The sequence below is a fragment of the Vibrio sp. V39_P1S14PM300 genome, assembly GCF_009904765.1.
GTDB lineage: Bacteria > Pseudomonadota > Gammaproteobacteria > Enterobacterales > Vibrionaceae > Vibrio > Vibrio proteolyticus.
The window spans coordinates 25525-38279 of record NZ_WXWP01000179.1 but is presented as its reverse complement, the minus strand read 5'-3'; the positions used below and the strand labels follow the sequence as shown (position 1 = coordinate 38279).

Genomic DNA, 12755 nt, shown 5'->3' with positions numbered 1-12755 from the left:
CAAACACTAATATAAAAACTCATGCTATTGATTTAATATCCATTCCGTTTTTAGTCAGATTTAATTTTTAAATTATCAGTTAATCATCTGTAAAATAAATACATTGTGTTGATGAACAGATTTTATACATATAGAATCCTATTAATCTTGAGGTTAAATGGTAAAAAATCCACCTTAACTATTGGATTAAAAATTAAGCAGGTAACGATGTTATTTTGACTGAGCCCAACCAGTCACTGCGTGCTCTGACTTAATATTGAGCCCTGCATTTATTCTTGTTCGCCCAACAGAGGAAAAACAATGAAGTTAATAACAAGCGCAACGTTAAGTACGTTGCTGCTCTCTGCGTCCGCTTTGGCAGATAATCAGTTTTATGCAGGTCTCAAGGCTGGGGTTTCACATTTAGATGGTGTGGATCGAGCGGTCACTAACTGGACCGGTATTGACGATACCGACACAGCTTACGGTATTTACGCCGGTTATCGTTTATTGCCGGCGTTAGCCGTAGAAGCTGGATACAACTATTTAGGTGAATTTGATCTAAAAGACGTAAATGGCAGCTACGAAGCCAGCAGTTTTGACCTCTTGCTGAAAGTATCGGGTAACGTCACGGATGCTTTTTCTTTGTACGCGAAAGGCGGCATCAGCATTTACGACTGGCAGGCAAATGGTTCGGGCGTCGAATCCGATGACAGCGATGTGTCCCCTACTCTGGCGTTTGGTGCGCAATACGCACTGACTCAACAGTTCGATTTAGGTCTTGAGTATCAGGTGTATGCCGATATTGGTGGCACGAATATCGGGGTTGGCAACCTACTTCTATCTTATTCTTGGTAATGGAAAGAGACGAAAACATGAAAATGAAAATTTTAGCAGCTGCGGTTGCATGCTCCATGCTGGCAGCCTGTGGCGGCAGTGACAACGACAACAGCGTAACCCCGGAAGATGCGTCTCACAGCGTGATGGCTTATGACCCAGCGGTACGTGGCATGAATGCCAGCTATTCATGTGACAACGGGACGAGCGGCTCTGCGGGTACCACAGACAATGACGGTATCGTTAAAATTACCAATACAACCGTTGTGAATACACCAGATACCTGTTCGTTCACTTTTACTGGTGCCACTGGTGCGGTGGATATGTCTAATGGTAAAGACATGAGTAAAGTCAGCTATAAAATTCCTCGCGGACTGGCTAAAGCAGGCAGCATTGTCACCGCATCGCCACTGACTACACTGATTGCCAACAAATTGGGCGATGCCGAATACACTGAATCTGCAGCGATTGAAGTACTCAGCGATCTGGGTCTGGATGTCACCAACAGCACGGGTATCAGCGTAGAACAACTGCTGCTGAACACCGAAAATGTTCTGGAGACACAACTGAGCAACGCATCTCTGGTTGCGCAGGTTAGAGCGACCACTGCCGTTCTGTCTGACGTGCTGGTCGTAAGCCCGAACGCTTCAGCAGACAACGTCGCACAAGCGGCGAAAAAAATCGCGAATGAAGTGATTAAAACCTATCCGAACTACCCGAAATCGGGCTCAGGTGACGACGAAATCTACCTCGATTTTACCGCAGACACGACCGTGATCAACGACGTTGTCAGCAATCCGGGCAAAGACATTGTTATCACACTGCCGGAAGCCAAACCATCCAAGCCAGTCGATACCACAGAACCACCAGCAACCGGTGGAACCGGTGGAACCGGCGGTGAAGATAACGGCGGCGGTACCGGCGATTAATCGCATCACAGCCATTCGCATAAAGAACTCCTGCTTGCAGGAGTTCTTTATTTCTCATTTATCGGATCAGGCTTAACCCAACTAGCCTGAGCTTTGCTCTCTTTAAAGTCGTATTATATGGAATTTCCTAATTTCCGAGCCTGCTCTCTGGCTTCACTTATGTCCGCAGTATGCGGCACAGTTTCTGCGGGCATGGATAACCTGCCTTCTTCTCAGTCTTATACCGGTGCTTTGTTGGTGCCCAATGCTCAGGTGATGGACCGCGGTGACATTCTATTCAAATACGGTCAGGGGGTTCCTTATCGGCAAGCCCGTGATGATGTCGACGAACTGCTGATTGGAGCAGGCCTGTTTCCCGGCATTGAAGCCAGTGGTCGCATTGTTACCAAAACCTATGATTGTAAAGGGTTTACGGAATATGGGTGTGGTATACGAGATTTATCTGCATCAGCCAAATACCAACTGCCGTTTGTTTACGACTGGACCGGGCTGAATGTTGCCATTGGCGTTCAGGATCTGGGCGGTGCCGCCAACAACTTTAATGTGTACTACGCTGTCGCCGATTATGAACTCAAAGACTATCCGGTGCGTTTTAGCGGAGGTATTGGCCAGTCGGATCTGGTGGACGGCATCCTCGATGGCCCGTTTGCCAGCATCGAAGTTCAACCGCTGTCCTTTGCCCAGATCATCGCCGAATACGATTCAGCCAATTACAACGCCGGGATCAAGCTGTTTACCCCAGAAAAGTGGCTGCCGCTGGATGCGCAATTATCGTTGCAATACGAAGCATACTCCAATCAGGACAGCGATAATCAGATGTGGTCTCTGGCCGCCGCTATCCCACTGGTGGGCACAGACAGCAATACGCTGACCCGTCTCAATCATGATCTGACACTGGAAGACAAAGTAGAAGTCGCACTGCATCAACACCAGAGTGCCAGCTTAACCCAATTGCGCCAGGCATTAATCAACGAAGGCTTCCTCAATGTCCGTTTCAGTCAGGACGACGACACTTTGAACGTATCTGTGGAAAACCGACGCTATAACCGCAACCAAGCGGATGGACTGGGCGTAGCAATGGGTATTATCGCCGCTCATGCCGGTGAACACCTGTTCCGCGATCTCAAACTCAAGAACCCAGAACAGGGACAATTCAACCTGTTTATGCTGGTCAACGACGTGCCGGTGACGCAAGCCCGCGCGTCAGCCGCGTGTTATCGCCAGTTCCTGCAAAGTGGTATCCCGTGTGACGATCTGGCGATCACCGATCACGCCGTGCAACGCCAGTACGCGTTGGCACAGTTTCATTCGCAGGCTGATCGCAGCAGCTTTGGCCGCAGTCAGGTGATCCTCTCTCCGGCTCTTTATCATCGCGATGCCACAGAGTACGGTGTGTTGGATTACTCATTAGCGCTGTCCACCAACCTGTATACCTCACTCTGGCAAGGCGCAGCCATCGATGTGCGTCACTACGCCCCGATTGCCAACAGCGATGATTTTGACGACGACGCTATCTGGGGAGACGAAGCGTTTGAAAATGAAATCGACCGGGCTCTGTTTCATCAAACCTTCAACCTGCCATATAACCTGATGAACCAAACGTCAGTCGGCATGATCCGTAGAGACTATCTCGGCATCGCCAATGAAACCCAGCTCGCCTCACCAGATAGCCGACATACGTTCGCCCTGCATTTGAGCCATTTTGAAAATGATAAGGGGGCCACCACCATTAAGCGCGACACCGTGCTTGGCTCATATACCTTGTCAGTACCAGAGTGGAACTGGCAGTTGACGGGGCAAGCCGGAGAGTTCTGGCAGGGCGATCAAGGGGTGAAAATCACCACCCGTCACTGGCTAGGCGACGTCAGTATCGATGCCAGTTATCTGTATTCTGAAGCAGAACACAGCAATGAAGGGGAACAGTTCGTAACGGTCTCGATCGGCATCCCACTGACGTTCTGGCGCGGGATGGCACCAGATTATGTCCAGCTGCGCGGCATCGATCAGTTCACCTATGCGGTGCAAAGCCGAGTAGGCGATTCGCACAACAATCTCAATACCGGTTTGGGTAATGCAGTCACCTTCCAGCACGACATCAGCCGTGAGTATCATAACCGTGGTCGTAGCGGAAAACTGTATTACGCGGAAAACACTCAGCGACTGCGCAACGCCTACCTGAAATATCTGGATACCACCTTATAATCGGCGTATTTCGTATCGAAAAAAGCCCCATTATTGGGGCTTTTTTATGCGCGCGGGAAAGGAAACGCGGTAACCTGATCAATATGGTCACAGTTAAGAGCCAGCATAATCAAGCGATCGATCCCCAATGCCACACCCGCACATGGCGGTAAGCCGGCTTCCAGTGCCGCGATCAGATGGTGGTCAATCGGCTGAGGCAACAGTCCCACCTCGATACGCTTGGCGTTATCCTGTTCAAAGCGGCGCAATTGCTCCTGAGGGTTATCCAGCTCATGGAAGCCATTCGCCAGCTCAATCCCTTTGAAATAGACTTCAAATCGCTCCGCGACGCGGCGATCTGCCGGGCTGACTCGGGCCAGCGCGGCCTGCGAGGCAGGAAAGTCGTACACAAACACCGGTGCCTGCTGGCCTATTTTTGGCTCAATCCCGATACTGAACAGCAGTTGCAACAGAGTATCCCGATTCTGCTCTGGCTCAGCGATATCATTTAACCCCAGCGTGGCCGCTACGGCTTTGAGCTCCGCCATGCTGCCTTCCAGCGGACACACCTTGAGCACCTGCAAAAACGCCTGCTGATAGGTCATGCGCTGGGCAGCGTGGCACTTTATCGTCAATTGCAGCAGTTGATCCATTTCGTCCATCAACAGATGATGATCGAAGCCCACCCGGTACCACTCCAGCATGGTAAATTCCGGATTGTGGTAACGACCACTTTCCTCGTTACGAAACGCTTTCGCAATCTGGTAAATACAACCACTGCCAGCCGCCAGCAGACGCTTCATGTGAAATTCAGGGCTGGTCATAAAATACAGCTTGCGGCCATTCGCATACCCCGGGCCAACAAACTCAGTCTGAAATGTATGCAGATGAATGTCTGTCACCGTGGCGTGACTCATGGCCGGGGTGTCCACTTCCAGCACGTCGCGCTGCTGAAAAAATTGGCGGATGTCTCTAAGCAAATGCGCACGTTGTTTTAACTGCTCAACAGTGGCGGTCGGTTGCCAATTGGGTTGCATTTTACTGTGTCCTCAATAATGCGTCGCTGGCGGGCAAATTAGCAGTTTTGTCCGCCAATGCAAGTGGCTTTTCCCTACCATGAGGCAACCATTTTACGTACTACAAACAAATCTCAATACGATTTCCCTGCCACTTATTGACATCGATTTTCACTGGCAACAAATGATTAACACTAGGAATAACGGTAACTTACGAACAGATACCTCCCTGCCGTGATAGCTATCACATAACCTGTAAATTTTATGCCCTTGTATGCATTTCCGGAGGAAAAACCTAAATACATCAATTTTTCTGACACCATCCTCTCCTACACTAACCCTACCACTTTTGGGGAAATCCCCACTCACAATAACAAGCGGATTTTCCGCATTCATACACTGGAGGATAACTGTGCAAACTATCACCACAGATATCGCAGTCATCGGCGCAGGCGGCGCCGGTCTTCGTACTGCTATTGCAGCGGCTGAAGCAAACCCGGACTTAGAGATCGCATTGATTTCTAAAGTTTACCCTATGCGTTCCCATACGGTCGCTGCCGAGGGTGGCTCCGCAGCAGTTATCAAGGATGAAGACAGCCTGGACAACCACTTCAACGATACCGTTGGCGGTGGCGACTGGCTGTGTGAACAGGATGTTGTTGAATACTTTGTCGAAAACGCGACCCGCGAAATGATCCAAATGGAACAGTGGGGTTGCCCGTGGAGCCGCAAAGAAAACGGTGAAGTCAACGTGCGCCGTTTTGGCGGCATGAAAGTTGAACGCACCTGGTTCGCGGCCGACAAAACCGGTTTCCACATGCTGCACACCCTATTCCAGACATCCATGAAGTACAGCAACATCAAACGTTTTGACGAATACTTTGTGGTGGATCTGCTTGTTGATGAGGGCGAAGTCCAGGGTCTGATCGCCATCCATATGGCGGAAGGCGAACTGGTGACCATCAAAGCCAAATCCGTGGTCCTAGCGACCGGCGGCGCGGGCCGCGTTTACCACTGTAACACCAACGGTGGCATCGTGACTGGGGACGGCATGGCGATGGCGTACCGTCATGGCGTACCACTGCGTGACATGGAATTTGTCCAGTACCACCCCACCGGTCTGCCAGGTACCGGGATCCTGATGACCGAAGGTTGCCGGGGTGAAGGTGGTATCATCGTCAATAAGAACGGCTACCGCTATCTCCAAGATTACGGCATGGGCCCGGAGACTCCGGTTGGTCAGCCGAAAAACAAATACATGGAGCTGGGGCCACGCGACAAAGTCTCTCAGGCGTTCTGGCATGAACAGCAAAAAGGCAACACCATCAAACACCCGCTGGGGGATGTCGTCCACCTCGACTTACGCCACCTCGGTGAAGAGTACTTACAAGAGCGTCTGCCGTTCATCTGTGAGCTGGCCAAAGCGTACGTCAACGTCGACCCCGCCAAAGAACCAATCCCGATTCGCCCGACCGTGCACTACACCATGGGGGGCATTGAAACCGACAAAGAGTGTGAAACACGTATCAAAGGTCTGTTTGCCGTGGGTGAATGTGCCTCTGTCGGCCTGCATGGTGCCAACCGTCTGGGTTCGAACTCTCTGGCCGAGTTTGTCGTCTTTGGTCGCGTGGCGGGTGAAAATGCCGTCAAACGCGCCGCGCAGTTTAACGGCTGGAATGACGAAGCTATCCACGCTCAGGTCAAAGCGGTGGAAGAACGCATTCAGGCACTGATGAATCAGGAAGGTGACGAAAACTGGGCGGATATCCGCACTGAAATGGGTCACACCATGGAAGCGGGTTGCGGCATCTATCGTCAGGAAGATCTGATGCAGGCAACGATTGAGAAACTGGCCGAGCTGAAAGAGCGTTACAAGCACATCAGCATCAAAGACAAAGGAAAAGTGTTTAACACCGACCTGCTGTACGCGATAGAAGTCGGTTATGGCCTCGAAGTCGCCGAAGCCATGGTTCACTCAGCGATTTTGCGTACCGAGTCACGCGGCGCTCACCAGCGTCTCGATGAAGGCTGCACTGAACGTGACGATGACCAATTCCTCAAACACTCGCTGGCATTTTTCAATGATGGCACAGCGCCAAGCATTGATTACAGCAAGGTAACCATCACGAAATCTCAGCCTAAAGCCCGTTTGTACGGCGAAGCGGCAGAGAAAGCTGCGGCCGAGGAAGCCGCTAAGCAGGCTCAAGCAACTAACTCAGAGGAGCAGGCCTAATGTCCGCAAACAGAATTCAGAAAGTCGACATTCTGCGCTACGACCCGGAAAAAGACGCAGAGCCGCATCTGCAAAGCTTTGAAGTACCGTTTGATGAAACCATGTCGGTCCTCGACGCAATTGGCTATATCAAAGATCATCTCGACAAAGATCTCTCCTATCGCTGGTCTTGCCGGATGGCCATCTGTGGCTCTTGCGGCATCATGGTCAACGGCGTGCCTAAACTGGCGTGTAAGAGTTTTCTGCGTGACTACCCGAACGGGGTCAAAATTGAGCCGCTGGCCAACTTCCCGATTGAAAAAGATCTGATCGTCGACATGACCCCGTTCATCGAACGCCTGGAAGCGATCAAACCTTACATCATCGGTAACGATCGTAAACCGGAAGACGGGACCAACCTGCAGACTCCAGAGCAGATGGCCAAATACAAACAGTTCGCGGGTTGTATCAACTGTGGTCTGTGCTATGCAGCATGTCCTCAGTTCGGTCTCAATCCGGAATTTATCGGCCCGGCGGCCTTGACTCTGGCTCATCGTTACAACCTCGACAGCCGTGATAATGGCCAGGCGGAGCGAATGAAGCTGATCAATGGAGAAAACGGGGCCTGGGGCTGTACGTTTGTCGGTTACTGCTCTGAGGTGTGCCCTAAACATGTCGACCCGGCCGCGGCGGTTAACCAAGGCAAAGTGGCCTCGTCCATGGACTTTGTGATCGCGATGCTCAAACCAGACGGCACACCCGCCAAAGAGGAGGCATAAGGATGAGTAACCGTAAACCGTACGTACGTGAAATGAAACGCACTTGGTGGAAAGACCATCCGTTTTACCGCTTCTATATGCTGCGTGAAGCCACCGTACTGCCGCTGATCCTGTTTACGCTGTTCCTGACCGTCGGTCTTGGAACCTTGGTGAAAGGACCGGAAGCCTGGCAAAGCTGGCTGGCATTTATGGCCAATCCAGTGGTGGTCGCGATCAACATCGTCGCGCTGGCCGGTAGCCTGTTCCATGCCCAGACGTTTTTCAGCATGATGCCACAGGTGATGCCGATCCGTCTTGGTGGCAAACCGGTGGATAAGAAACTCATCGTTCTGGCTCAGTGGGCGGCAGTGGCCTTCATTTCCCTGATCGTACTCATCATCGTGTAAGGAGCGTTGCATATGAACACAAGTTATCACGTCAACCGTTCACCCAAACGTTCTGACGAACCGGTCTGGTGGAGCCTGTTTGGTGCGGGCGGCACCTGGTTTGCCATGATCACGCCGGTGACCATTCTGGTATTGGGGATTCTGGCCCCACTTGGGGTCATTGAAGCCGATGCGCTGAGCTACGAGCGGGTCAGCAGTTTTGCCACCAGCATTATCGGTGCGCTGTTTATCATCGCCACCTTAGCGCTGCCGATGTGGCATGCCATGCACCGAGTTCACCACGGTATGCATGACCTGCAATTTCACACCGGCGTAGTCGGTAAGATCGCTTGCTACGCCTTTGCCGGCATTATTTCGGCGCTGGCGGTGGTGTTTATCTTTATGATTTAACGCCTGACCGACATAAAAAAGCCGACCTTCTGGTCGGCTTTTTTGCATCGTTCGCACTCGCTTACAAAATGAAACGGCTCAAATCTTCGTCTTCCACAAACTCACCCAGGCGCGCCTGAACATAGCTGGCATCAATGGTCACCTTACTGCCCGGTTTATCAGTCGCATCAAACGAGATTTCATCCATCAGACGCTCCATCACCGTGTGCAGACGACGAGCACCGATGTTTTCGGTGGTTTCGTTCACTTGCCAGGCCGCCTCAGCAATTTGCTTGATGCCATCATCGGTAAACTCAACGTTCACATCTTCAGTTTTCATCAGCGCGATGTACTGTTCCGTCAACGAGGCTTTCGGCTCTGTCAGGATACGCTTAAAGTCATCGCTCGACAGCGCTTCCAATTCAACTCGGATAGGCAGACGCCCCTGCAGTTCCGGGATCAGATCCGACGGACGAGCGACCTGGAATGCCCCTGATGCAATAAACAGAATGTGGTCGGTTTTAACCATACCATGCTTGGTTGACACAGTACTGCCTTCGATCAGCGGCAGCAGGTCACGCTGTACCCCTTCACGAGACACATCCGGCCCAGAGCTTTCCCCACGCTTACAAATCTTATCGATCTCATCGATAAACACGATACCGTGGTTTTCTACGTTGTAGATCGCCTGCTCTTTCAGCTCTTCCTGATTGACCATCTTGGCCGCTTCTTCTTCAGTCAGGGCTTTCAGCGCGTCTTTGATTTTCATCTTACGCTTTTTGGTGGTGTCACCGGCGAGGTTGGCAAACATGCCTTGCAGCTGGTTGGTCATCTCTTCCATACCCGGAGGAGCCATGATCTCCACCCCCATCTGCGGCGCCGCGACATCAATTTCGATCTCTTTATCGTCGAGCTTGTTCTCACGCAATTTCTTGCGGAACACCTGACGCGTGTGAGACTGATCTTCACTTTGCTCATTTTGTCCCCAGGCATCCCGCGCCGGAGGCAACAAAGCATCCAGAATTCGCTCTTCCGCATGCTCTTCCGCGCGGAATTTCACTTTTTCCATCGCTTGTTGGTGGGTCATTTTCACCGCCACATCCGTCAGATCCCGGATAATGGTTTCCACCTCTTTACCCACGTAACCGACTTCGGTGAATTTGGTCGCTTCGACCTTGATGAACGGCGCATTCGCCAGCTTCGCCAGACGACGGGCAATCTCCGTTTTACCCACCCCGGTCGGGCCAATCATCAGGATATTTTTCGGCGTCACTTCAACACGCAGGCTTTCTTCCAGTTGCATCCGGCGCCAGCGGTTTCGTAGCGCAATCGCTACTGAGCGCTTGGCATTTTCCTGACCGATAATGTGACGGTTCAGTTCATGGACAATTTCGCGTGGAGTCATTTCAGACATAGGGAATTCCTTCAATTCTTTATCGCAACACTATCTAGGTTATTCCGCCGCGTGATCCGCCGGGATATCGAGCTCTTCGATAGTCTGATTATGGTTAGTGAACACACAGATATCGCCAGCAATCTTAAGGGCTTTTTCGGCGATCTCGCGCGCACCCAGATCGGTGTTTTCCAGCAAGGCGACAGCCGCAGCCTGGGCAAAATTGCCACCAGAGCCAATGGCGATCAAATCGTGCTCCGGCTCGACCACATCCCCGTTACCGGTGATGATCAGCGACGCAGTTTCATCCGCCACCGCCAGGATCGCTTCCAGACGACGCAGCGCCCGGTCACTGCGCCAGTCTTTGGCCAGTTCCACCGCCGCTTTGGTCAGATGGCCCTGGTGCATCTGCAGCTTACTTTCAAAGCGCTCGAACAGCGTAAACGCGTCGGCGGTACCGCCGGCAAAGCCCGCCAACACTTTGTTGTTGTACAGACGACGCACCTTGCGTGCATTACCCTTCATTACGGTATTACCAAGAGAGACTTGTCCGTCACCCGCGATAACCACTTTATTATTACGACGTACAGAAACGATAGTAGTCACGTGTAGGGCCTCATATTTATTTCACTGGGAGTTACGTTTTATATGAGGTTAAGCATAGAGGAAATCAAGGGGCGAGGTTGGCCTGGTGCCGAAAACGTCTGTCCCCGGACAAGGCCGGGGACAGAGGGAAGAGATTCAGTATTCGCTTTCGCGGAATATCATGCACGGCTCAATTTTCGCACGCTGCAACTTGTGCTGATCGCGCACCGCTTCGCGTTTGGTGGTGTAAGGTCCGAGCACCACACGGTACCAGCTACTGTTCGGTCGTTTGACCACTTTACTGTTGAGCCCCTGAAAAGCAATGTTGACCTTACGCTCTTCCGCCTGACCTTGCTGCTTGTACGCGCCGCATTGCATCACATAAGGAATTTTGGACACCTGCAGCTCTTTGGCTTCAACTTCAATTTCACGTTTCGGCAGAGAATCGACATAGTCCCAGCGCTCTTCCGGTGGTGGGGGCAGGACTTTTTCCGACGACTTCGGTTTGCTCACCGTTGTGGCGGTTTGCGTAACCGTTGGTTCCGGCGGCTCCGGATCGTTGCTCAAAGTGTACAGCCCATAGCCGAAACCACTTACCAGCACGATAGCCAGTAAGCCGCTGCGCCATGGTTTACCACGGGAAGGTTGTTTTTTGCGGGCCGGAGCTTTTTTGTTGTTGGTGCCACGGCCACGTTTTACATAATCTCTATTTGCCACTGTTATACATCAAGGTTAACAAATCTGCCCACATGGTAATTCAGATTGTCGGCAGATAACAGAGTGGAATGACATCCGGTAAAACCACAGCGAATATCACAGGATTTTACCGGAGAATCATTCAGCGCAACATGGGCGGTGCGACGCTGTCGCGGATCACAAGGCTAGTCTCCAGTAAGCGAGAGCCGGCGTGCACATCATGGCCACGTAACAGCTCCAGCATCATCAGCATCGCCTGTCGGCCGATCTCATACCTTGGCTGAGAAATGGTTGTCAGCGGCGGATCGCAATACTGGGCAAAGGTGATGTCATCAAAACCCACCACCGACAGCTCCTGAGGCACTCGAGTCCCCAGTTTCTTGGCTTCCTGAATAGCACCGATCGCCATGGTGTCGTTGTGACAGAAAATCGCGGTCGGTGGCTCCGGCAAAGCCAGCAAAGTGCGCACCGCTTTGGCGCCAGCTTCAAACGAGAAATCCCCACTGATGGTGTAACTCGGATTCATCGCAATGCCAGCACGACGCAGGGCTTGTTGGTAGCCCTGATGACGGAACTGGCACAAAAACGCATGTTCCGGCCCGGAGATTTGCGCAATGCGCTTGTGTCCCATCTGAGTCAGATAGTTCACGGCTTCAAACGCCGAAGTCAGGTTATCGATGTGCACTGTGGGCAGTTCCAGCTCAGGCGCAAACTCACACGCCATCACCATCGGCGGCAGGTTCTTCTGCTCGGGCTTACTGACGTCAAACGGCAGATCGGTCCCCAGCAGCAGCATGCCGTCCGCTTGTTTGGTGAACACCAGATTCACAAACGAGGACTCACGTTTTTTCTGTTGCCCGCTGTCTCCGAGCAGGACCAGGTATCCGTGCTCCATTGCAGCATCTTCGATACCGCGGATAATTTCGGTGTAATACGGATCGCAAATATCAGGCACAATCGCGACGATGGTTTTGGATTCGTTTCGACGAAGATTTCGCGCCAAAGAGTTAGGTGAATAGCCAGCTTCCAGTACCGCTTCTTCAACCCGCTTCCTTGTGGATGAAGACACTTTTTCCGGATTCATCAGCGCCCTTGAAACGGTTGCTGTCGACACTCCTGCGAGCTGGGCAACATCCTTCATTGTCGCCATAAAAATTAACCCTCTTCAATTCCTTTGCGTGCGGACTGACCACACCTACGTTGTTAATGTAACTGAGCGGCAGGTTTGTACCTGCTCGGTGACTGTGTGCTGCAATCGGTTTTTCGCATACGGAAGTCACGCGTTATAATTTTTGACCTGCGTAACGTTTCCACATGAACACACCCTAGTTTATTCATTTCTGCTCATAAAGTTACGGGCAGATTAACAATTATTTCATCACGTTCGTGACCT

At 51.8% G+C, this 12755-nt stretch carries 12 protein-coding genes; 7 read left to right on the top strand and 5 right to left on the bottom strand.

Annotated elements, in window-relative coordinates; all coding sequences use genetic code 11:
• Nucleotides 1-300 precede the first annotated feature (300 nt).
• The 3 genes from CAG65_RS09115 (at nt 301) to CAG65_RS09105 (ending at nt 3947) form a co-directional block, all read left to right on the top strand.
• Nucleotides 301-837, top strand: coding sequence for an outer membrane beta-barrel protein (locus tag CAG65_RS09115; protein ID WP_161453425.1), 537 nt, complete (start codon nt 301-303; stop codon nt 835-837).
• A 17-nt stretch (nt 838-854) separates the two neighbouring features.
• Nucleotides 855-1745 (top strand): serine/threonine protein kinase, encoded by an 891-nt coding sequence (locus CAG65_RS09110; protein ID WP_161453424.1) that lies wholly within the window; start codon nt 855-857, stop codon nt 1743-1745.
• Between the two features lie 159 nt (nt 1746-1904).
• Nucleotides 1905-3947 (top strand): YjbH domain-containing protein, encoded by a 2043-nt coding sequence (locus CAG65_RS09105; RefSeq protein WP_237668251.1) that lies wholly within the window; start codon nt 1905-1907, stop codon nt 3945-3947.
• A gap of 44 nt (nt 3948-3991) precedes the next feature.
• Here CAG65_RS09105 and epmA read toward each other — a convergent pair whose 3' ends face one another.
• Nucleotides 3992-4963: an elongation factor P--(R)-beta-lysine ligase gene (epmA, locus tag CAG65_RS09100; RefSeq protein WP_161453422.1), complete on the bottom strand. Its 972-nt coding sequence runs from the start codon at nt 4961-4963 to the stop codon at nt 3992-3994.
• A 391-nt stretch (nt 4964-5354) separates the two neighbouring features.
• Between epmA and frdA the strand changes: the two genes are divergently transcribed.
• From frdA to frdD, 4 genes are read left to right on the top strand one after another with little or no spacing between them, the layout of a single operon-like run.
• A complete protein-coding gene (frdA, locus tag CAG65_RS09095) occupies nt 5355-7175 on the top strand; it encodes a fumarate reductase (quinol) flavoprotein subunit (protein ID WP_161453421.1) in 1821 nt (606 codons plus the stop codon).
• Nucleotides 7175-7933 (top strand): succinate dehydrogenase/fumarate reductase iron-sulfur subunit, encoded by a 759-nt coding sequence (locus CAG65_RS09090; protein WP_021704533.1) that lies wholly within the window; start codon nt 7175-7177, stop codon nt 7931-7933. Before frdA ends, CAG65_RS09090 begins: the two co-directional genes overlap by 1 nt.
• Before the next feature lie 2 nt (nt 7934-7935).
• On the top strand, nt 7936-8319 hold the full coding sequence (frdC, locus tag CAG65_RS09085; RefSeq protein ID WP_021704534.1) for a fumarate reductase subunit FrdC: 384 nt from the start codon (nt 7936-7938) through the stop codon (nt 8317-8319).
• Between the two features lie 12 nt (nt 8320-8331).
• Complete coding sequence (gene frdD / locus CAG65_RS09080; RefSeq protein WP_021704535.1) at nt 8332-8709, top strand: fumarate reductase subunit FrdD; 378 nt, start codon at nt 8332-8334, stop codon at nt 8707-8709.
• Nucleotides 8710-8770: 61 nt separating this feature from the next.
• On the opposite strand, the gene hslU is transcribed toward frdD, so the two are convergent.
• The 4 genes from hslU to cytR form a co-directional block, all read right to left on the bottom strand.
• Complete coding sequence (hslU, locus tag CAG65_RS09075) at nt 8771-10102, bottom strand: HslU--HslV peptidase ATPase subunit (RefSeq protein ID WP_021704536.1); 1332 nt, start codon at nt 10100-10102, stop codon at nt 8771-8773.
• Nucleotides 10103-10141: 39 nt separating this feature from the next.
• Nucleotides 10142-10687 (bottom strand): ATP-dependent protease subunit HslV, encoded by a 546-nt coding sequence (hslV, locus tag CAG65_RS09070; protein WP_021704537.1) that lies wholly within the window; start codon nt 10685-10687, stop codon nt 10142-10144.
• A gap of 135 nt (nt 10688-10822) precedes the next feature.
• Nucleotides 10823-11383, bottom strand: coding sequence for an SPOR domain-containing protein (locus tag CAG65_RS09065; protein ID WP_021704538.1), 561 nt, complete (start codon nt 11381-11383; stop codon nt 10823-10825).
• A 121-nt stretch (nt 11384-11504) separates the two neighbouring features.
• Nucleotides 11505-12512, bottom strand: a complete 1008-nt coding sequence (gene cytR, locus CAG65_RS09060) for a DNA-binding transcriptional regulator CytR (protein WP_161453420.1) — start codon at nt 12510-12512, stop codon at nt 11505-11507.
• Nucleotides 12513-12755 lie beyond the last annotated feature (243 nt).